At 71.7% G+C, this 20,563-nt stretch carries 20 protein-coding genes; 13 read left to right on the top strand and 7 right to left on the bottom strand.

Translation table 11 applies throughout. The features are described 5' to 3' along the window. The first annotated feature begins 143 nt into the window (after nt 1–143). The 3 genes from BKA14_RS19825 (at nt 144) to BKA14_RS19835 (ending at nt 2,502) form a co-directional block, all read left to right on the top strand. Entirely contained in the window at nt 144–737 is a 594-nt protein-coding gene (locus BKA14_RS19825; protein WP_203722397.1) for an RNA polymerase sigma factor, read from the top strand. Beyond that, the gene (locus tag BKA14_RS19830) at nt 737–1,714 is read left to right on the top strand and encodes a CU044_5270 family protein (RefSeq protein WP_184952418.1); all 978 of its coding nucleotides are present in this window, start codon (nt 737–739) and stop codon (nt 1,712–1,714) included. The genes BKA14_RS19825 and BKA14_RS19830 overlap by 1 nt, the downstream gene beginning before the upstream one ends. Nucleotides 1,715–1,827: 113 nt before the next feature. Next, nucleotides 1,828–2,502 carry a DUF998 domain-containing protein gene (locus BKA14_RS19835; protein ID WP_184952419.1) on the top strand — a complete coding sequence of 225 codons (675 nt, stop codon included), beginning with the start codon at nt 1,828–1,830 and terminating at the stop codon, nt 2,500–2,502. Nucleotides 2,503–2,515: 13 nt separating this feature from the next. Here BKA14_RS19835 and BKA14_RS19840 read toward each other — a convergent pair whose 3' ends face one another. Continuing rightward, entirely contained in the window at nt 2,516–3,820 is a 1,305-nt protein-coding gene (locus BKA14_RS19840; RefSeq protein ID WP_184952420.1) for a serine hydrolase domain-containing protein, read from the bottom strand. A 74-nt stretch (nt 3,821–3,894) separates the two neighbouring features. Here BKA14_RS19840 and BKA14_RS19845 point away from each other — a divergent pair, with 74 nt between their 5' ends. Next, nucleotides 3,895–4,521 (top strand): TetR/AcrR family transcriptional regulator, encoded by a 627-nt coding sequence (locus tag BKA14_RS19845; protein WP_184952421.1) that lies wholly within the window; start codon nt 3,895–3,897, stop codon nt 4,519–4,521. Here the strand turns inward: BKA14_RS19845 and BKA14_RS19850 are convergent. Both BKA14_RS19850 and BKA14_RS19855 read right to left on the bottom strand, forming a co-directional pair. Beyond that, nucleotides 4,493–6,085: a Na+/H+ antiporter gene (locus BKA14_RS19850; RefSeq protein ID WP_184952422.1), complete on the bottom strand. Its 1,593-nt coding sequence runs from the start codon at nt 6,083–6,085 to the stop codon at nt 4,493–4,495. The two genes, BKA14_RS19845 and BKA14_RS19850, sit on opposite strands and share 29 nt — an antisense overlap. A 23-nt stretch (nt 6,086–6,108) precedes the next feature. Continuing rightward, nucleotides 6,109–7,449 carry an FAD-binding oxidoreductase gene (locus tag BKA14_RS19855; RefSeq protein ID WP_184952423.1) on the bottom strand — a complete coding sequence of 447 codons (1,341 nt, stop codon included), beginning with the start codon at nt 7,447–7,449 and terminating at the stop codon, nt 6,109–6,111. Nucleotides 7,450–7,613: 164 nt separating this feature from the next. Between BKA14_RS19855 and BKA14_RS19860 the strand changes: the two genes are divergently transcribed. Next, complete coding sequence (locus BKA14_RS19860; RefSeq protein ID WP_184952424.1) at nt 7,614–8,099, top strand: hypothetical protein; 486 nt, start codon at nt 7,614–7,616, stop codon at nt 8,097–8,099. On the opposite strand, the gene BKA14_RS19865 is transcribed toward BKA14_RS19860, so the two are convergent. Then, nucleotides 8,058–8,960, bottom strand: a complete 903-nt coding sequence (locus BKA14_RS19865) for an SDR family NAD(P)-dependent oxidoreductase (RefSeq protein WP_184952425.1) — start codon at nt 8,958–8,960, stop codon at nt 8,058–8,060. The genes BKA14_RS19860 and BKA14_RS19865 overlap by 42 nt on opposite strands. Nucleotides 8,961–9,062: 102 nt before the next feature. Between BKA14_RS19865 and BKA14_RS19870 the strand changes: the two genes are divergently transcribed. Then, complete coding sequence (locus tag BKA14_RS19870) at nt 9,063–9,728, top strand: TetR/AcrR family transcriptional regulator (RefSeq protein ID WP_184952426.1); 666 nt, start codon at nt 9,063–9,065, stop codon at nt 9,726–9,728. Between the two features lie 128 nt (nt 9,729–9,856). Next, nucleotides 9,857–10,381 carry a DUF4262 domain-containing protein gene (locus BKA14_RS19875; RefSeq protein WP_184952427.1) on the top strand — a complete coding sequence of 175 codons (525 nt, stop codon included), beginning with the start codon at nt 9,857–9,859 and terminating at the stop codon, nt 10,379–10,381. 7 nt (nt 10,382–10,388) lie between these two features. Here BKA14_RS19875 and BKA14_RS19880 read toward each other — a convergent pair whose 3' ends face one another. Both BKA14_RS19880 and BKA14_RS19885 read right to left on the bottom strand, forming a co-directional pair. After that, a complete protein-coding gene (locus BKA14_RS19880; RefSeq protein ID WP_184952428.1) occupies nt 10,389–12,356 on the bottom strand; it encodes a right-handed parallel beta-helix repeat-containing protein in 1,968 nt (655 codons plus the stop codon). Between the two features lie 112 nt (nt 12,357–12,468). Next, nucleotides 12,469–13,491 carry a LacI family DNA-binding transcriptional regulator gene (locus BKA14_RS19885; protein WP_184952429.1) on the bottom strand — a complete coding sequence of 341 codons (1,023 nt, stop codon included), beginning with the start codon at nt 13,489–13,491 and terminating at the stop codon, nt 12,469–12,471. 135 nt (nt 13,492–13,626) lie between these two features. Here BKA14_RS19885 and BKA14_RS19890 point away from each other — a divergent pair, with 135 nt between their 5' ends. Beyond that, the gene (locus BKA14_RS19890) at nt 13,627–15,231 is read left to right on the top strand and encodes a methyl-accepting chemotaxis protein (protein WP_239092986.1); all 1,605 of its coding nucleotides are present in this window, start codon (nt 13,627–13,629) and stop codon (nt 15,229–15,231) included. Here BKA14_RS19890 and BKA14_RS19895 read toward each other — a convergent pair. Then, nucleotides 15,216–15,728 carry a winged helix-turn-helix transcriptional regulator gene (locus tag BKA14_RS19895; protein WP_184952430.1) on the bottom strand — a complete coding sequence of 171 codons (513 nt, stop codon included), beginning with the start codon at nt 15,726–15,728 and terminating at the stop codon, nt 15,216–15,218. The two genes, BKA14_RS19890 and BKA14_RS19895, sit on opposite strands and share 16 nt — an antisense overlap. A 79-nt stretch (nt 15,729–15,807) precedes the next feature. Between BKA14_RS19895 and BKA14_RS19900 the strand changes: the two genes are divergently transcribed. From BKA14_RS19900 to BKA14_RS19920, 5 genes are all read left to right on the top strand, one after another. Then, on the top strand, nt 15,808–16,476 hold the full coding sequence (locus BKA14_RS19900) for a Type 1 glutamine amidotransferase-like domain-containing protein (RefSeq protein WP_184952431.1): 669 nt from the start codon (nt 15,808–15,810) through the stop codon (nt 16,474–16,476). A 127-nt stretch (nt 16,477–16,603) separates the two neighbouring features. Next, complete coding sequence (locus BKA14_RS19905) at nt 16,604–17,644, top strand: iron-siderophore ABC transporter substrate-binding protein (RefSeq protein WP_184952432.1); 1,041 nt, start codon at nt 16,604–16,606, stop codon at nt 17,642–17,644. Continuing rightward, on the top strand, nt 17,641–18,684 hold the full coding sequence (locus tag BKA14_RS19910) for a FecCD family ABC transporter permease (protein ID WP_184952433.1): 1,044 nt from the start codon (nt 17,641–17,643) through the stop codon (nt 18,682–18,684). Before BKA14_RS19905 ends, BKA14_RS19910 begins: the two co-directional genes overlap by 4 nt. Then, nucleotides 18,681–19,706, top strand: coding sequence for a FecCD family ABC transporter permease (locus tag BKA14_RS19915; RefSeq protein WP_184952434.1), 1,026 nt, complete (start codon nt 18,681–18,683; stop codon nt 19,704–19,706). The genes BKA14_RS19910 and BKA14_RS19915 overlap by 4 nt, the downstream gene beginning before the upstream one ends. Next, nucleotides 19,703–20,512 (top strand): ABC transporter ATP-binding protein, encoded by an 810-nt coding sequence (locus BKA14_RS19920; protein WP_184952435.1) that lies wholly within the window; start codon nt 19,703–19,705, stop codon nt 20,510–20,512. The genes BKA14_RS19915 and BKA14_RS19920 overlap by 4 nt, the downstream gene beginning before the upstream one ends. The last annotated feature ends 51 nt before the right edge of the window (nt 20,513–20,563 follow it).

A 20,563-nucleotide genomic window follows, 5' to 3' on the forward strand; every position in this document is an offset into this window, starting at 1 on the left:
TTTTCCGATTCCTTGATCAACGAGACGAGTGGGCCATGGTGGGGCGCGGGCCGTCTCGGTGCTCGAGCTCGACCGGGTGCTGGACGCCTCCCCGCGGGAGCTGGAGCGAACACTTCGGGCGCGGGCGGCGAAGTATCGATGTGATGCAACCTGGGATGAGGCCGGGCACGACAACCGGCTTGGTCACCGACGCCGAGCTCGTCGAGCAGGCGCGGCGGGCGCCTGAGCGGTTCGCGGCGATCTTCGACCGCCACTATCCGGACATCTACGCGTACGTGGCGAAGCGGCTCGGGCCCGACCTCGCCGAGGACGTGGCGTCCGAGACCTTCCTGGTCGCCTTCGACCGGCGGCGCAGCTTCGATCCGGCACGTGGTGAGGTGCGGCCCTGGCTGTTCGGGATCGCGTCGAACCTGGCGGCGCGGCACGTGCGGGCGGAGACGCGGCGGTACCGGGCGCTGGCCCGGGCCGGCGGGCAACCGGACGAGCAGTCGGGCCATGCCGACGCCGTCGCGGGGCGGCTGGACGCGGCCGCGGTCCGGGGCCGGCTGGCCGAGGCGCTGCGGCGGCTGCCCGAGCCCGTACGGGCGGTGCTGCTGCTCGTGGCGTGGGCGGGCCTGAACCAGCAGGAGGCCGCGGTGGCGCTGGGGATTCCGGCCGGCACGGCCCGGTCCCGGCTGCATCGCGCGCGACAGGAGATGCGGCAGGCATTGGACTTCGAGATCGAGGCGGACGAGTGATGGACGAGATGAGCATGCTGCGGGAGACCTTCGAGACCGGCGAGGCGCCCCCGGCGGCAGCACAGCAGCGCGCCCGCGCCGCCCTGCAGAGCCGGATCGTTGCGCCGGCCGGACGCCGCCGGTGGTGGCGGGTGGCCGTGCCGATCGGGGCCGGCGTGGCCACCGCGGCGGCCGTCGTCGCCGCGTTCAGCCTCAACGGCGCCGACCGGCCCGACGTGACCACCCCGCCGCAAGCGCGGCAACCAGTGGCGGCGGTGCCCTACCTCAAGCCGGTCAGCGCCCAGCAGTACTTCGAGAACGCGGCGTGGACGGCCGAGCGGAAGCAGTGGACCGACCCCACGCCCGAGCAGTTCATGTATGTCGAGACGCGGGAACTGCGCAACCCGCCGTCAGTGGAGAACCGCCGGCCCAACGGCGCGCTGGTTCCCGGTAAGGCGAAATACCGCACGGTCCAGCTGTGGGACCGGGTCGACGGCCAGGTGCAGGGGACCATCAAGAACGGCAAGCTCGTCGTCGCGAAGCAGGGCGACGGGGGAGGTTACTGGGGCCGGCTCACCTGGTCGCAGATCGCCGGGTTGACCACTCCGGCGGCGGTGCGGAAGTTCACCGTCGACCCCGGCGGGCCGGTCGGCATGGACGTCGACGCGCTGGCCGGCCAGTACGTGCTGCCCCCGGCCGTGCAGGCGGCGATCTTCCGCTACCTCGCGCAGCAGCCCGGCATGAGGGTCAACGCGAACGCCACCAACCTCGACGGCCGGCCCGCGATCGGCCTGGGCCGGGTCCTCGAGGGCTACCTGTCCCAGGAACTGCTGTTCGACAAGCAGACCTACGCCCTGATCGGCGAGCGCATGATCGCGGTGGCCGACCACGTGAACCGCGCCGACGACGGCACCTCGTACACGAAGGAGGGCGACTTGTTCCGGCAGGTGATGTATCGCAAGGCCGTCATCGTCGACAAGCCGGGCGAGACCTCCTGACGCGACTGTCGACGCCGAGGCCACGATCACCGGGGAGGTCGTGTCAGCGCCGTGTCAGGGCGGTGACGGTGACCCGGGCGAGTCTTGCCGGGTCACCACCGTCAGGAGGAACCTTGAACACCATTCGTCAGGCCCGCAGCGCCGGGGCGGCCCTGGTCACCAGCGGTGCCGTCTACTTCGTGGCCGAGTTCATCGCGGCCGCGGCGTGGACGGACCCGCCGTACAGCTACACCCACCACTTCATCAGCAACCTCGGCGTGCACGGCCCGATCACCGTGTTCGATCAGTTCATCTTCTCGCCGCTGGCGTGGGTGATGAACCTCGGCTTCCTGGTGTCGGGTCTCGCCGCGCTGGCCGGCGTGGTCCTGCTGCGGGGGTTGCCCGGTCGCCGCCGAGGGCCGCTGGTCGCGACCGCGCTGGTGCTGGCGGCCGGGATGGGCCTGGTGGCGCTCTTCCCGGGAACAGGCGACGACGGCACCACCGACTATCACGGATTCGGCGCCCTCGCGGCTTTCGTCTCCGGCAACGTGCTCGTCGCCCTGCTCGGCCGGGCGCACCGGCTTCTCGACGTCTCGCCCGGAATCGGCCGGGCCCTGGTGGTGCTGGGCACGGCCGGCCCGGTCTCGCTGGTCGCCTTCGGCGCCGTCCTCGCCTCGGACGCGGGTGTCCTCATCGGCCTGTTCGAGCGCGGCATCATCTATCCCTTCCTGATCGGCTTCATCCTCCTGGGGTCGGCCTTGCGCCGGGAGCCGGCCCGTTCCGCGCCGCGAAGCAGCCGAGCGGTGTAGCGGCCGCCCTGGTTCATGACCGCGAGACAGCCCGCCGCACGCGGTGGTGCGCGATGCGAGCCGCGGCGAGGATCGCCAGGATCGCGACGACGACAGCGGCCCAGCCGAGGTCGGGCGCCCACAGCAGGGCCAGGCCGAGGTCACCGCCGAGCAGTACGGGCAGCCCCAGCGTGACGGCGCCGGCCAGCCCGAGGCATCCGACGACGGCCAGGACACTCGCGACCGGGCGCACCAGGAGGGCCACCAGCAGCACGGCCACCACCACCAGCACGAGCAGCGTGAGGCCGAACAGGGGGTCGCCACCGGCCGGTTGCACGGCTTTGCCCTGGATCATCCGGGCCACGTTGAAGCCCAGGCCGGTCAGCGCGCCGTCCCGAGCCAGGCTGTAGCTGTCGGCCAGCACCACCACGGCGAGGTCGGCGTCCGGCAGCAGCACGACGTGCGCGAAGAAGCCGGGGGTGGCGCCGGCATGCCACACCGTTCGGGTGCCGTCCGTCCGGGTGTCGCGCCAGCCCAGGCCGTATCCGCCCGCGGTCTGCCCGGTGTGCATCTCGCTGTGCCGTCCGCCCAGGTGGTCCCGTGCGAACCGGGCCATGTCGTCCAGGCTCGCCGCGACATAGCCGTACGGGACCCCGGACGTGTCGTAACCACGGTCGAAGGGGCGCGGGTGGCCGAACCAGTAGCGATGCCCGGCGGGCAGCCCCACCCGCTCGGCGTCGGCCTCGGTGGCGGCGGCGTGGGTCATGCCGAGCGGCTGGAAGATCTCCGAGCGCAGGAATTCCCCGTACGGCTTCCCGGACACGGTTTCCACGAGCGCACCCAGCACCATGTAGTTCGCGTCGCTGTACTCGTGGGCCGTGCCGGGCGGGCGGGCCGGTTCGACGCCGGCCAGGTCGCGCACCGATCGGGCCAGGCCGTCGGCGCTGTTGTCGAACCGGTCGGTGCGACTCGCCCACTGGGCCAGCCCGCTGGTGTGGGTGAGCAGGTGCCGCACGGTGATCCGGGCCGCGGCGTCGTCGTCGGCCAGGTCGAACCAGGGCACGTGCCGCCGTACGGGATCGTCGAGATCGACCCGGCCCGACTCGACCAGCCGCATGACCGCCTGCGCGGTGATCGGCTTGGACACCGACCCGATCAGGAAGGGCGTGCCGGTCCCGACGCCCCAGGCACCCTGCTCGATCACCCCATGCGGGCTGACCACCGCATACGCCAGCCCGGGTATGCGCAGTCCGGCCTGCTCGCGGCGGAGATAGTCCTCGATCCCGCTGGGTGGAGCCGGCACCAGCGCGAAGGCCGCCAGGAGAGCCGTCAGGAACATCGGCACATCATCACCCCAATAATCGTATGGCTGTATGGTTATCGAGGTATACCGTATCGCGATATGGTTATGCAATGGCACGCACCGCTGATCACGACGCCCGCCGGCAGCAAGTGGCCGAGGCGGTCGAGCGTCTAGTCGCGTCCGAGGGCTACGACGCCGTCACCGTGGCCAAGACCGCGGCCGCCGCGGGCATCTCGGTCGGGCTGGTGCAGCACTACTTCCCCAGCAAGGACGACATGCTGCTGCACGCCTTCACGCACGTCCGCGAGCGCACCGAGCGCCGGGTGCTGGCCGACGCCGAGCGGGCCGACCAGGCCGGCGCGCGCATCGAGCAGATCCTGCTGGGCGCGCTGACCGAGCTGCTGCCGCTGGACGACCGCCGCCGCCGCGAGTGCCGGGTCGAGCTGGCCTTCACCGGGCGCGCGGTGGACAACCCGCGGGTCGCGGAGGCGCTCGGCCGGGGCAACGCCCACCTGCGGGCGACGCTGGCCCGGGCGATCCGCAACGGCAAGGAGTGCGGCGAGGTCCCGGCCAGCACCGACGAACAGGCCGAGGCCGCCCGTACGCTGGCCGTGCTCGACGGGCTCAAACTGCACGCCTACACCGAGCCCGCGACCATGACCGCCGACGCCGCCCGGGCCGCGCTGGCCGGCGAGCTGGCCCGCGTGTTCACCGGCGAGTGTCATCACCGGGACTGATGCTGCCGAAGGTGTGGTGGCGCAGCTGGACCTCCTCGAAGTCCAGCGTGGTCTGGATGCTCTGCAGCACCTCGTCGTCGATGACGCCCTCGTCGCGCAGCCGGACGACGGTGGCGTGCTTGTGCGCGATCGCGGCCAGCCGCAGCCGCCGGTCCTGCTCCTCGCGGCGGCGCGCGCCGTCGCCGTTGTCGGGCCCGTCGGAGCGCAGGATGCCCAGCCGCCGGCTGAACTCGTGCCGCAACTCGTCGGCCACCTCGCGGTCCGCGCCGACCTCACCCGCCAGCTCGGGCAGCGCGGCCATGGCCTCCTCGCCCGCGGTGATCTCGGCCCGGTGCCGTTCCCGCTCGGCCTCGCCGTCGTCGGCCAGCCGGGCCCAGCGCACGATCCGCGGCAGCAGCGGCGCCTGCACGACCAGCGTCACCGCGATCACCCCGGCGGTCACGAAGACGATCACGTCGCGGCCGGGCAGGCTCTCCGGCACGGCCAGCGCGGCGGCCAGCGAGACCGCGCCCCGGAAACCGGCCGAGGCCACGACCGTACGGGGCCGGGCGCCCAGCCGCAGCTCGCGTTGCCGGGGCCTGCGGTCGATCAGGCGGATCACGTACGGGCTGGTGAACAGCCAGGCGAAGCGCACCCCGATGACCGCCGCCGACACCGCGACCACGGCCACGAGCGCCTGCGCCAGGCCGACCGTGCTCAGATCCCGTACGGCGGCTTGCACTTCCAGGCCGACCAGCACGAACAGCGCCGCGTTGGCCAGCGCGGTCAGGAAGGCCATCACGGTCTGCACGTACTGCCGGGCGTCGGCCGTGAACAGGCGGGGCGAGGCCCGGCTCACCCACAGGCCGCTGACCACCACGGCCAGCACCCCCGAGGCCCCGGCCTCCTCGGCGACCAGATACGCGGCCAGGGGCGTGGCCAGCGCGACGATGTTGTGCTGGAAGGGGTCGTCGAGCCGCTTGCGGGCCTGCACGCTGAGCCAGGCCAGCGCGAACCCGATCGCGATGCCGCCCACGTAGGCCAGCACGAACCGGCCGGACACACTGGCCAGCCCGACGTGTTCCTCGCCCAGGGTGACACCGACCGCGAGCGCGTAGATGACCAGCGCCGTGCCGTCGTTGACCAGGCTCTCGGCCCGCAGCGTGGTGGCGATCCGGCGGGGCAGCGAGCGGCCCAGCACCCCGACGGCGGTGGCGTCGGTCGGCGCGACGGCCGCGCCCAGCACCCAGGCCGGACCCCACGGCATGCCCAGCAGATGCGCGGCGGTCGCGGCGACGGCGGCCGTGGCGGCCACCAGCACCGTGCTGAGCAGCAGGATCGCGCGCAGGTTGGTGCGGATCTCGCGCAGCGACGACGTGAAGCTCTCCCAGTAGAGCAGCACCGGCAGGAACAGCAGCAGCACGGCCTCGGGCGGCAGGTGCGCCGACCGCAGCGCCGGAATGAAGCCGAGCAGCACCCCGGCCAGGAGCAGCAGCGCGGGCGGCGCGATCCGGAACTGCCGGGCGACGCTCGTGCAGACCAGGACGGCGACCCCGACCGAGACCGCGAGCAGCAGACTGAGCACGCGGCGACGCTACCCCGTACGGGTCAGCCGATAACCTTTCCCGGATTGAACAGATTCAACGGGTCGAGCGTCTGCTTCACGGCGACCTGCATGGCCAGCACCGCGGGCGACAGCTCCTGCCGCATGCCGGCCCGCTTGAGCAGGCCGACACCGTGCTCGCCGGTGACCGTGCCGCCGAGCGCGATGGCGGCGCTCAGCATGTCCTCGAAGGCGGCCTGCGCGGCCCGCTTGGCCTGTTCGTCACCGGCCGGGGCCAGGATCAGCGGGTGCAGGTTGCCGTCGCCGGCGTGCGCGATGGTGGCGATCGTCGAACCGTGCCGGGCCGCGATCTCCTCGATCGACGCGAGCATCCGCGGCACCTTCGAGCGGGGCACACAGATGTCCTCGGTCAGCACCGGGCTCAACCGCTCCAGGGCCGGGTAGGCCAGGCGGCGCGCGGCGAACAGCGCTTCCGCCTCGACCTCGTCGGTGGACTGCTCGGCCCACAGCGCCCCCGCGGCCCGGAACACCTCGGCCACCGCGGTGGCCTCCTCGTCGCCCGGGGTGTCGAGCTGGGCCAGCAGCAGCGCCGCGGCGTCGGCCTCCAGACCCAGGTGCTTCCACTCCTCGACGGCCCGCAGACAGGTGCGGTCGAGCAGCTCCAGCGCGGCCGGCACCAACCCGGCCCGGGTGATCGCGGCGACCGCCTCCCCCGCCGCCACCACGCTGCCGAACGCGCCGACCACGGTGCGCGGCGCCTCCTTGCGGGCGGGCCGCAGCCGTACGGTGATCTCGGTGATCACCCCGAACGTGCCCTCCGAGCCGGTGAAGAGACCGGCCAGGTCGTAGCCCGCGACGCCTTTGGTGGTCCGCCGGCCGAGCTTGACCACCGTCCCGTACGCCCCGGCGGGCCCGCCCACGACGGCTTCCAGCCCGAGCACGTAGTCACGGGTCACGCCGTACTTGAGGCAGCACAGGCCGCCCGCGTTGGTCGACACGTTGCCGCCGATCGTCGACCAGGGCGCGCTGGCCGGGTCGGGCGGATACCACAACCCGTGCGCGGCGACGGCCTTCTTCAGATCGTCGTTGATCACCCCCGGCTGCACGGTGGCGGTCAGGTTCTCGGTGTCGATCTCCACGATCCGGTTCATCTTCGACAGGTCGAGGATCATCGCCCCGTCGACCGCGTTGGCCCCGCCCGACAACCCGGTGCCGGCGCCACGCGGCACGATCGGGATGCCCCGCTCGGCGCAGTGGGCCACCACCTCCTGCACGTCCGCCGTGGTCAGCGGGCGCACCGCGCCGACCGGCCGCCCGTACGGGGCCCACTCCGCGTCGTCGTGGCTGAGGCTCTCCAGCACATCGGGGTCGTCGATGACGTTCACTTGAGGAACTCCAGGATCGCGGCGTCGGTCAGTACCAGCGACCCTACGCCCGCCCCGACCGCCGGCCCTGCCGCACGACTCCCACGACTCCCGGCTCGCGCGAACCGTCCGGCCGGCGCCCACCCGGGCTGTCACAAACTGGCGTGGCCGGCTGTCACTGTGGCATGAACCTCGAATCGGCCCGCCGGTGGTTGCGGGGTGGCCTGTACACGCTGGCCGCCCTGCAGACGTTTGTCTCGCTCTGGCAGTACTTCCTGCCGCGCTCGTTCTTCGACGACTTTCCGACCGTGAAGCTCGACCCGCCGTACAACGAGCACCTTCTGACCGACGTCGGTGGGCTCGGGCTGGCCCTGGCCGCGACGCTGGCGATCGCCGCCTGGCTGGTCGACACCAGGGTGGCCCTGGCCGCGCTGACCGGCTATCTGGTCTACGCGGCCACGCATTTCGCCTATCACGTGACGCATTTCGCCGACTTCTCGCTGGGTGAGGCCCTGGGCGTCGGCACCGGCCTGGGCCTGGAGGTGGTGCTCGCTCTGCTGCTGCTCCACACCGCCCGGCTGCTGTTGCGGGCCGGGCGGGCGATGGCCGGCGTGGACGGCCCGGGCCGCTCAGACGGGGAACGTCACGCCGGTGAGGGTTTCGGAGACTGACCACAGGCGTCGCTGGACGTCGGTGTCGTGGGAGGCGGGGCTGGAGGCGACGAGGCGCGGGTAGCCGCGTGCCTCGGCGCGGCCGTCGGGGCCGTAGTACTGAGCGCCGAGCACCTCGGGGCCGGTGGCGGCGCGCAGCGTCGGCAGGGCGCCCATCGCGGGTGGCTGGGTGAGCAGCGGCGCGAGCAGGCCCAGCGGCAGGCGGAGCCAGGCGGGGGTGTTGCGGGCCAGCTCGGTGTTCGCCGTGCCGGGGTGCGCGGCGACCGCGATCGGGGTGGTGCCGCGGGCCGCGAGGCGGCGTTGCAGCTCGTACGTGAACATCAGGTTGGCCAGTTTGGACTGCCCGTAAGCGCCGGCCCGGCTGTACGACCGCTCCCACTGCAGGTCGTCGAAGTGGATCGCGGCCTGGATGCGGTGGCCGGTGCTGCTGACCGTCACCACCCGCGCGCCGGGGACGGGCAGGATCAGGTCGAGCAGCAGGCCGGTGAGCGCGAAGTGGCCGAGGTGGTTGGTGCCGAACTGCAGCTCGAAGCCGTCGCGGGTGGTCAGCTTCGGGGTGTACATGACACCCGCGTTGTTGATCAGCAGGTCGATGCGCGGGTGGGTGACGTGCAGCGTGGCGGCGGCGGCGCGCACCGAGTCCAGCGAGCTCAGGTCGAGTTCCTGCACGGTCACGTCGCCGGCGATCCGGTTCGCGGCCTGCTTGCCTTTCTCCACGTCGCGCACGGCCATGACCACCGTCGCTCCGTGCTCGGCCAGCGCCCGGGCGGTCTCGTAGCCCAGCCCGGTGTTGGCGCCGGTCACCACCGCGACCCGCCCCCGCTGGCTGGGGATGTTCCGTTCGGTCCAGTTCTCGCTCATGTCGCTCTCCTCTAAAGTACCGCCGGTCTTTTACTGCGCCAACGCTAAGAGACCGCCGGTCTGATGTCAAGAGACCGGTGGTTCGTAATGTAGGATCCGACCGTGACGTTCCAACGAGCCCGGAGCGAGGAGCAGCGGGAGATCCGCCGCCGCGCGATCCTGGACACCGCCGCGGCGATGCTCGACGAGATGCCCGTGGCCGAGATCAGCCTCAACGAGCTGAGCCGTCGCGTCGGCCTGGCCAAGTCGAACGTGCTGCGATATTTCGAGACGCGCGAGGCGGTGCTGCTCGAGCTGCTCAACCGGTTCATCCGGGAATGGCTGACCGCGCTGGCCGAGGAGCTGGAGGCCGGTGTCGACCCGCGTCTGCCCGCCGCCGATCGGGCCCGCCTGCTGACCGGCGTCCTCAGCCGCTCCCTGGCCGACCGGCCGGTGCTGTGCGGCCTGTTCAACGCGCAGGGCAGCGTCCTGGAGCAGAACGTCTCGTACGAGGTGGTCCGGCAGCACAAACGGGAATCGCTCGACAGCCTGGCCGTCGCGACCACGCTGATCCGCAAGCACCTGCCCGAGCTCGGCGACAGCGCCCGGGCGTACTGCCTGCAGGTGCTGGTGCTGGCGGGCGCGCTGGCGGCCTACCTTCCGGCGCCACCGAGCGTGCTCGCGGTCTACGAGGCCGAACCGGAGCTGGCCGCCATGCGGGCCACCCTGCACGAGGCGCTGCACCTCGCCGTCACGATGACGACGGTGGGCGCGCTGCCCCGCGACTGACGTGCGCTGACCCGTACGGGTGGGGGCCGCCGACCGCAAGGCCCGGTCTGCTCCGGCGGCAGCGGGCGGCCCTCGACCATGGCAGCACCGGTCCACGACGCCCGGCGGTGACCCTTTACGCTCGGCCCGTGTACGAATCTTCGCGGATCTGCCGCTGCGTCATCTGCCACGACTACGGCGACCGCGACGAGTACGACGCCGCCGACCGGGGTGTGCTCGGCAACGTCGAGACGTTCGAGTGGAGCGTCACCGGTGTGCCCGCCGACGACAAGGGCCCCGGCTGGGCCTACACGATCGGCCGCTGGCACAGCCGGGGCGAGCCGGAGCTGGCCATGTTCGGGCTCAGGGACCTCGCCGTCATGCAGTCCTGCCTCAACATCCTGGGCAAACGCGACGGCCTGGCCGACGGCCAGTCGCACGACGACGTCGTCAACGGCTATCCCGTCCGGCTGCGGACCGTTCAGCCGGGCTGGTACAAGGCGTTCTTCGGCCACGGCATCTGGTTCTACCGCCGCCCGCCGATCCCGTTCCTCGAAGTGGTCTGGCCGGACCGCGACGGCACGTTCCCGTGGGAGAACGGCAGCCTCGCCCAGCCCCACCTGTGGCTGGAGCCGGGCGAGCACGTCCCGGGCGTCTGGACCCAGGACGTGTAGACCCGGGCTACCAGATGCGGGTGCGGGACTCGCCGGACGTCAGGGTGGCGATCGGGCCCGCGGTGAACCGGCCGTCGGCGGCCTTCCGCGCGCCCAGCAGGTCGACGTCGATGATCGCGGGGGTGCCGTCGCGCTCCTCGAACTCGGCGTCGGCGAAGCGGACCCGTTCCAGGTCGCGGCCCGTGACGGGGGCCAGGCGGGCGTCGTCGAACTCCGGGGGCAGGTCGGTCACCAGGTAGACGCCGTCGCCCTCGTCGGTCACGGTGGCCGTCGCCGTGGCCGTGACGAGCGGGTCGGTCTCGCCGTCGAAGGGGCGGGCGCCCGCCGTGTAGACGTTGCCCCGGGCGTAGACGGCCTGCACCACGTCGAGGTAGCGCTGGTGGTCGCCCGGCGGCTGGGACTGGATGCGCTCGATGTAGGCCTCGAACGAGGACGGGTAGCCGTCGTAGGCCGAGGTGCCCGGAAGCGCCGGGGCTTCGCCTTCGGCGCCGGGCCCGTACGCGCGGGCGGGGTCACCGCCGACGAACAGGTTGCTGACCCAGCGGTCGTCGCCGGCCCGGATGTACGCGTAGCCGGCGACCTGGGTGCTGTGCGGGCGGTGGTACGGGGTGGCCCGGTCCATGACGGCCTCGACGCGGACGGTGCCGCCGATCAGGTTGCTGACGAAAGCGCCGCCCTGGCTGAACAGCTCGATCGCGGCGGGCGAGGCGAAGACGTTGTGCTCGACCAGGTAGGGCCCGTGGGAGACCTCGATGAAGATGTCGCGGCTGTTGTTGTAGAAGACGTTGCGCGAGATCCGGGTGCCCTGCGTCTGCCAGTCCAGCCAGGTGCCGAGCGAGCAGTCGTGGATGCGGTTGTGCCGGATCTCCACGTCGATCGCCGCGTGCAGCTTGATGCCGCCGATCTCGTAGCCGTAGAACTCGCGCTTGAGGGCGATGTTGTAGATGTGGTTGTCCTCGATGGTGGAGAACACGCAGCCCAGGTGACCGACGATGCCGTTCTGCCCGCAGTCGAAGATGGTGTTGCGGCGGATCACGTGCGAGCCGATGTGCTCCTTGTCCCACCCGATCTGCAGCGCCGAGAAGACCGACTCCAACTGATATTGGTAGCCCGGCTTGTCACCGCGCTCGGTGGCGTAGTTGTGGCCGGTCGAGGCCTCCTTGCCGATCGAGACGGCCGAGGTCTTGGCGTCGTGGATGACGTTGTCCTCGATGATCCAGCCCTTCGACCAGTTGGGCCCGATGAGGCCGGGCTGGTCGGCGGTCGGCGGCGTCCACGGCGTGGCGGCCTGGGCGAGCTCGAAGCCGCGCACGGTGATGTAGTCGAGGTGCGGCACGAGGGGGTAGAAGACCGACCGGCGTACGTTGATCTCGACCAGCTCGGCGTTGGGGTCGGCGCCTTGGAAGTTGGCCCGGATCGTGGTCGTGTCCGCGCCGACCGACGCGTGCCACACGAGCTTCGTCTGCTCGACGTTGCGGACCCGATCGGTCGTCCTGGTCCAGTTGTCGACGACCTCCGTACGGGCCTCGGGGGCGGCGACGGCTTCCGGCGAGTCGGCCTCGTAGAAGCTCAAGCCGTTGAGGTAGACGTCGCCCAGGTGCTTGTGCGCGGCACCCTCCGGATAGACGATCCAGTCGCCGCCGACCTCTTCCGCGTACGGGTTGAAGTCGCCGAACAGCGAGTTGGGCACCTCGGCCCGCCACACCGTTCCCGATTCCTGCACCCAGCCGGTGATGCGCTCGGAGCCCTTGATGACGACGTGCTCGCCCTCGGCGGCCTGGTAGGTGATGCGGCGCGCGTCGCTGAGCCCGCCGCGCCGGGGCTTGACCCACTCGCGGTACTCCCCCGCGTGCACGATCACGGTGTCGCCCGCCTGCGCGACGGCGGCCGCGCGGTTGATCGTACGGAAGGGCTGGTCCTTCGACCCTGCGGCGGTGTCGGAGCCGGTGGTCGCCACATGGAACTCGGAGGTCATCAGCGCAAGCCTTTCGACGAGGGGCGGAAGCGGGCCGGCCTCAACGTTAGATTGCGAAAACATCATGTCAAGATGTCGAAAGTTTTCGAGGACTCCGGGGCCCGTCGCATTCTTATAGCCCAGGATCAGCGGCCGCGGTCGACTTCCGGACGATCAGCTGCGTGGCCAGCTCGACCCGGGGCGAGGCCAGTTCCTCCCCCGCGACCAGCCGGAGCAGGCGGCGCAGGGCGACCCGGCCCATCTCGGCGAACGGCTGGCGCACGGTGGTCAGCGGCGGCGCCGACCACTGGGCCGCGGTGATGTCGTCGAAGCCCACCACGCTGACGTCCTCGGGCACCCGCAGGCCGAGCGTGCGGGCCGCCTCTATCGCGCCCAGCGCCTGCCCGTCGTTGGAGGCGAACAGCGCGGTGGGCCGGGGCGTACGCCCGAGCAGCTCGAGCGCCGCCGCGAAGCCGGCCTCGAAGGTGAACGGCCCTTCCGCCATCAGCGCAGGGTCGCTGGTCAGGCCGCGCTGGGCCAGGGCGGCGTGATAGCCGTGCAGGCGGGCGATCGCCACCATCGCGCCCGCCGGGCCCTCGATGAAGCCGATCCGCCGGTGCCCCAGGTCGAGCAGGTGCTCGGTGGCCGCCATGCCGCCGTTGAAGTTGGTGGCGCCCACACTGGGCACGTCGGGACCGGGCAGGTTGATCGGATCGATCGTCACCACCGGGATCCGCTGCTCGGCGAACTGCCGCCACTGCCGGCTGTTGATCTCGGAGGTGACCAGGATCAGGCCCTCCCGGCGGGCCGTGGCCATCCGCCGGGCCCAGGCCGCGCCCAGCGGGTCCTCCGGGACGGTGCCCACCACGACCTCGACCCCGCCGGCGTCCGCGACCTCCAGCGCGCCGAACAGGATGTCGAGGTTGTTGGGCGTGCGCATGGCATCGAAGACCACTTCCACCGTACGGGTCTCCGGCTGCGCGCCGCCCAGGCCGCGCGCGACGTAGCCGTGCCGCACCAGCAGCGCCTCGATGCGGCGGCGGGTCTCCGCGGCCACGTCGGTGCGGCCGTTGACCACCTTGGAGACGGTCGGCACGGACACCCCGGCCTCCCGCGCGACGACGGCCAGCGTCGCGCGCTGCGGCTCACGAGTCACGGCGCCCCCTCCCAGAGCTTCGGCGAAAGCCAGTATCGCAACGTTCTCGCAACCGCAGGGTTCCTGATGGCCGGGCCGGCAGCCGCCGATCTTGCGGCCGACCGCTCGAACCGCGACCGCACCACGGAGATGCCAGTGAGCCCACGTATCAAGCGCCTGCTCACCGACCGGCGCGTCGGCACCAAGATCATGGCCGCCGTCGGCGTGGTCTCCGTTCTCGGCGTGGGCAACGGCCTGTACGCGCTGAGCAGCCTCAGCGAGACCAATGATCAGGTCCGGCACGGCTTCACGCAGAACCAGGAGCTGAACAGCATCGGCAACCTGCGCGCCGCCGTCAACCGCACCTGGCTCGCCGTGGACGCTCACATGCTCTCCGGCAACGACACCGAGCGCGCCACCGCCGAGGCGGCCATCGCCAAGGCCGAGGTCGAGGTCGTGAAGTACTCCAAAGAGTTCCAGGCCTATCCGGTGGGTGCGGCCGCGCTGGCCACGGCGGCCGGCTTCGACAAGAACTGGGCCGAGTTCACCGAGATCGTCTCCGGTCAGGTGCTGCCGCTGTCCGAGCGCAACGCTCAGGCCCAGCTCAACACGTTGCGCGACGGCACGCTGGCCAAGGAGATGGCCGACGTCCGCACCGACCTGACTGCACTGTCCGACATGACCGTCGCGGCCGGCGCCGAGCAGGCAGCGCGCGCCCAGTCGACCTACGAGTCCACCCGGACGCTGGTGATCGGCCTGCTCGCGGGCAGCCTGCTGATCGGCCTGGCCCTGGCGTACGCGATCGCCCGCATGATCGTCAAGCCGCTGGGCCGTAACGTCGACGCGCTCGAGCGCATCGCCCAGGGCGACCTCACCGCCCGCGTCGAGGTGGAGAGCGACGACGAGGTCGGCCACATGTCGGAGACGCTGAACCGCACCGCCGTCGCCATGGGCGAGATGGTCGAGCGCATCCAGAACAGCTCGACGCTGCTGGCCTCGGCCTCCGAGGAGCTGTCGGCCGTGTCGTCGGAGCTGTCGGCGTCCGCCGAGGAGACGTCGGCCCAGGTGTCCACGGTGTCGGAGTCGGCCTCCATGGTCTCGGCCAGCGTCACCACGGTGTCCGCGGGCGCCGAGGAGATGGGCGTGTCGATCCGCGAGATCTCCAACAACGCCAACGAGGCGGCCGGGGTCGCGGCCGACGCGGCCCGTGCCGCCGAGAGCACCAACGCCAGCGTGGCCCGCCTCGTCGCAGCGTCCGGGCAGATCGGCTCGGTCGTCGCGCTGATCACCTCGATCGCCGAGCAGACCAACCTGCTCGCGCTCAACGCCACCATCGAGGCCGCGCGGGCCGGTGAGGCCGGCAAGGGCTTCGCCGTGGTGGCCAGCGAGGTCAAGGATCTGGCCCAGGAGACCGCCCGGGCCACCCAGGAGATCACCACCCAGGTCGGCGCGATCCAGGCCGAGAGCAACGCCGCGGTCATCGCGATCCAGCAGATCGGCGAGGTCATCGGGACCATCAACGACTACACCACGACGATCGCGGCCGCCGTCGAGGAGCAGACCGCCACCACGGCCGAGATCTCGCGCAGCGTCAACGAGGCCGCCATGGGCTCGACCAGCATCGCCGACACGATCGCGGGCGTCTCCGAGGCCGCCGCGCACGTCACCTCGGGCGCCTCGGACACGCAGCAGACCGCGGCCAGCCTGGCCCGGACGGCGGCCGAGCTGCAGGCCACGGTCTCGGTCTACCGCCTGGTCTGACTGTGTGCGGCCACCGCCGCCTCGTACGCCGCTTGCAGTTCGGCGAAGACCGACGGGGTGCCCGGTGGCCGCGCCACGCCCAGGTGTTGTTCGCGCAGCTCGTCCATGAAGCGGTCCCACAGCTCGGGGCCGCCGCGTTCGAGCAGCTCGGCCCGGACGGAAAGCTCATGGCCGGCCGGCATGTGCCGGCGGCCCCACGAGCCGAGGGCGGCCATCACCGGCACGAGCTGCACGCCGGCCTCGGTCAGGCTGTACCGAATCTTCTGCTTGTGGGTCTCGTCGTCCGTGCGCCACAGCAAGCCGTGCGCGACCAGCCGGCGCAGCCGGTCGGCCAGGATGTTGGAGGCGATCCCCTCCTGCGAGCCGGTGAGCAGCTCGCGGAAGTAGTGCCGGTTGCCGAACATCATGTCCCGCAGCACGACCAGCGACCACCGGTCGCCCAGCACCTCGACGGCCAGGTTGATCGGGCAGCCCGACCGGTGCGTCTCCTCGTCCATCGCGACCGATAGTACTTCGCAACCGGTGCTGCTACCGTCGTCCCACCTGGTTTCATTCTGCAATCAGTTGGAGACGCGCATGAAGCTTCTGCTCACCTCCGGCGGCGTCCGGAACAAGAGCATCCACGACGCCCTGCTCGACCTGCTGGGCAAGCCGATCGGCGAGGCGACCGCCCTGTGCATCCCGACCGCGGGCTACGCCAACCCGGGCGGCATCAACCGGGCCTGGACCTTCATCGCCGGCGGGCCGCAGAACGAGTGCCCCATGACCGAACTGGGCTGGAAGTCCGTGGGCGTGCTCGAGCTGAGCGTCCTGCCCAGCCTCGATCCGGAACTCTGGACGCCGGCCGTCCGCGCGGCCGACGTGCTGCTGGTCAACGGCGGCGACCCGCTGTTCCTGCACCATTGGGTGCGCGAGTCGGGGCTGGCCGCCCTGCTGCCCGCGCTGGACGACACGGTCTGGGTGGGCCTGAGCGCCGGCAGCATGATCATGGCGCCGCGGATCGGCGAGGACTTCGTCGGCTGGCGCCCGCCCACCGGCGACGACAGCACACTCGGGATCGTCGACTTCTCGATCTTTCCGCACCTCGGCCACCCCGGCCTGCCCGAGAACCACATGGGCGCCGCCGAGAAGTGGGCCGCCTCGCTCCCCGGCCCGTCGTACGCGATGGACGACGACACCGCCATCAAGATTGTCGGCGACACCGTCGAGGTCGTCTCGGAGGGCAACTGGACCTTCTTCGACTAGCAGACCGCTGCGAGCCGCGCGCGGGCCCCTCTCTCCGCCGTGACCTGCGCCCTTTTCGTATTTCGGCGACTGACTCCGGTTCCGGGGCGCTGTTAGGTTAGGCATCCCTTATTGAAGGAGTCCGCGCATGCGCGCCCCCCGTTTGCTGGCCGCGGCCGTCGCCGCTGCCGCCGCCCTGGCTCTCACCGCCTGCGGTGGCGCCGACGAGTCCGACGAGACCCCCGCGGCCGGTGGCAGCTCCGCCGCCGCGCAGTTCCCGATCACCATCAAGCACAAGCTCGGCACGACCACGATCGAGAAGAAGCCCGAGCGGGTCGCCACCGTGCAGTGGGAGAACCACGAGGTGCCGCTGGCGCTGGGCATCGTGCCGGTCGGCATGGCCAAGGCCAACTTCGGCGACGACGACGGCGACGGCATGCTGCCCTGGGTCGGCGACAAGATCAAGGAGCTCGGCGGCCAGACCCCGGTCATGTTCGACGAGACCGACGGCATCGCGTTCGAGGCGGTCGCCGACACGAAGCCGGACGTCATCCTGGCCACCTACTCGGGCCTGACCCAGCAGGACTACGACACCCTCAGCAAGATCGCGCCGGTGGTGGCGTACCCGGACGCGCCCTGGGCCACCCCGTGGCGCGACATCGTGAAGCTGAGCAGCCAGGCCCTGGGCCTCGCGGCCGAGGGCGACGCGCTGATCGCAAGCACCGAGAAGGCCATGAAGGACGCGGCCGCCACCAAGCCGCAGCTCGCGGGCAAGCAGACGATGTTCGTGACGCACATCGACCCGACCGACCTCAGCAAGATCGGCTACTACACGAGCCACGACACCCGTACCCAGTTCTTCAGCGACCTCGGTCTCACGATCGCCGACGTGGTGGAGAAGGACTCGGCCGGCACCGAGGCGTTCACGCTCGACAAGAGCTCCGAGCAGATCCAGGCGTTCGACGACGTGGACGTGATCGTGATGTACTCCGACACCGAGGACCAGCTGGCCAAGCTGCAGGCCGACCCGCTGCTGTCGAAGATCCCGGCGGTCAAGCGCGGCTCGGTGGTGCAGCTCGTCGGCAGCACCCCGCTCGCCACCGCGGCCAACCCGACGGTGCTGGCCATCCCGTTCGTGCTCGACGACTACGTCAACCTGCTCGCGACCGCCGCCGACAAGGTGTCATGACGCAGCTCGGCAACCGTCCCGTGCCGGGTCCCGCCGTCCGGCGGCGCCCGGCACGGGTGCGCACGCTCTGGCTCCTGGCCGCGCTGGTCGTGCTGGCCCTGCTCCTGGTGGCGTCGGTCGCGTTCGGCTCGCGCATCGTGCCGTGGTCCGACATCGTCGCCGGCGTGCAGGGCGGCGACGACAACCTGGGCCAGGCCGCCGTGGTCAAACGCCTTCCCCGTACGCTGCTGGCGCTCGTCGTCGGGGCCGCGCTCGGCCTGGCCGGCGCGGTCATGCAGGGCGTCACCCGCAACCCCCTGGCCGACCCGGGCATCCTCGGCGTGAACATGGGCGCCTCGCTGGCCGTCGTCACCGGCATCGTGACGTTCGGCCTCAGCTCGGCCACCTCCTACATCTGGGTGGCCATCGCGGGGGCAGCGGTCACGGCGATCTTCGTGTACGCCGTGGGCTCGCTCGGCCGCGGCGGCGCCACCCCGCTCAAGCTGGCCCTGGCCGGCGCGGCCATCTCGGCCGCCCTGGCCTCCCTGATCAGCGCGTTCGTGCTGCCCCGGAGCGACATCGCCACCGGGTTCCAGTCGTGGCAGATCGGCGGGGTCGGCGGCGCCTCCTACGACAGCCTGCGCCAGGCCGGGCCGTTCCTGCTCGCCGGCTTCGCGATCGCGCTGCTCTCGGCCAGGTCGCTCAACTCGCTCGCGCTCGGCGACGACCTCGCGGCCGGGCTGGGCGAACGCGTGGCCCTGGCCCGGGCCGTGGCGGCGCTGGGCGCGGTGCTGCTGTGCGGCGCGTCGACCGCGGTGGCCGGGCCCATCGCCTTCGTCGGGCTGGTCGTGCCGCACCTGTGCCGCCTGCTGATCGGGCTCGACCACCGCTGGCTGCTGCCGTTCTCGGCGGTCACCGGCGCGGCCCTGCTGATCGCGGCCGACGTGGTGGGCCGGGTGGTGGCGCGGCCGCAGGAGATCGACGTCGGCATCATCACGGCGCTGATCGGCGCCCCGTTCTTCATCTCCATCGTCCGCCGGCAGAAGGTGCGCGAGCTGTGACATTGCCCGCCGTCATCCACAGCCGGGTTCGCCGCTCGCGCCGCCGTGCTCTCATCATCGGCGTCCTGGTCGCGCTCATCGTCGCTCTCTACACGCTCAGCCTCATGGTCGGCGAGACCTTCTACCCGCTGTCCGACGTGTTCCGCGTGATCGCCGGCGAGACCGTGCCCGGCGCCTCGTTCACGGTCGGCGAGCTGCGGCTGCCCCGGGCCACGCTGGCCGCGCTGGCCGGGTTCTGCTTCGGCCTGGGCGGCGTGACGTTCCAGACCATGCTGCGCAACCCACTGGCCAGCCCCGACGTCATCGGCATCACCTCCGGCGCGAGCGCCGCGGCCGCGTTCGCCATCGTCATCCTCGGCCTGAGCGAGACCGGCGTGTCCGCGTTCGCCATCGCGGCCGGGCTCGGCGTGGCGATCATCGTCTACGTGCTGTCGTTCCGCGACGGGGTGGTGGGCACCCGGCTCATCCTGATCGGCATCGGCATCGCCGCCATGCTGGACAGCGCCACCGCGTACGTGCTCAGCCAGGCCGCCCAGTGGGACCTGCAGCAGGCCGTACGGTGGCTGACCGGCAGCCTCAACGGCGCCACCTGGGACGAGACGGTGCCGGTGCTGATCGCGCTGCTCGTGCTGGGGCCGGTGCTGCTCGCGCAGGCCCGCAATCTGATCATGCTCCAGCTCGGCGACGACACCGCCGCGGCCCTCGGCGTACGGCTGGAAAGAACCCGGATCCTGGTGATCGTGGCCGCCGTCGGCCTGCTCGCGTTCGCCACCGCGGCCACCGGCCCGATCGCGTTCGTGGCCTTCCTGTCCGGCCCCATCGCGGCCCGCATCATCGGCCCGGCCGGCTCCCTGCTCGTGCCGGCCGGTCTGGTCGGCGCGCTGCTGGTGCTGGTGGCCGACCTGATCGGGCAGTACGCGTTCGACATCCGCTACCCGGTCGGCGTCATCACCGGCGTGCTGGGCGCGCCCTACCTCGTCTACCTGCTCATCCGCACCAACCGCGCGGGAGGCTCCCTGTGACCGCTGACCATTCCCTGGCCGTGTCGTCCCTGTCGCTCGGCTACGGCGACCGTACGGTCATCGCATCGCTCGACCTCGTCGTGCCGCCCGGCCGGATCACGGCGATCGTGGGCGCCAACGCCTGCGGCAAGTCGACCCTGCTGCGCTCGATGTCGCGCCTGCTCGCCCCCCGCCACGGACACGTGCTGCTCGACGGCCGCGAAGTGCACCGCATGCCGGCCAAGGAACTCGCCCGTACGCTCGGGCTCCTCCCGCAATCCCCCATCGCGCCCGAAGGCATCACCGTCAGCGACCTCGTCGGCCGCGGCCGCAACCCGCACCAGCGCCTGCTGTCCCGCTGGAGCCACGACGACGACGTGGCCGTGGCGGCCGCCCTCGACGCCACCCGCACCGCCGACCTGGCCGACCGCTCCGTCGACGAACTCTCCGGCGGCCAGCGACAACGCGTGTGGATCGCGATGGCCCTGGCCCAGCAGACCGACGTGCTGCTGCTCGACGAACCGACGACGTTCCTCGACGTCAGCCACCAGGTCGAAGTGCTGGACCTGCTGACCGACCTCAACCGCGACCGCGGCACCACGGTCGTGATGGTGCTGCACGACCTGAACATGGCCGCCCGCTACGCGGACCACCTGATCGCCCTGGCCGGTGGCAAGCTGCACGCCGCCGGAGAACCCGCGACGGTGCTGACCGAAGACTGCGTGCGGGCGGTGTTCGGCTTGGACAGCCAGGTGATCACGGACCCGACGTCGGGCAAGCCGCTGATGCTGCCGCTGGGCCGGCACCACGTGGTCACCGCGGGCTGACCGCCGCCGCAACGGCCCCCGGCCCGGCGGGCCGCCACGTGATGGGATAGG

Origin of the sequence: Paractinoplanes abujensis, assembly GCF_014204895.1 — a bacterium.
GTDB lineage: Bacteria > Actinomycetota > Actinomycetes > Mycobacteriales > Micromonosporaceae > Actinoplanes > Actinoplanes abujensis.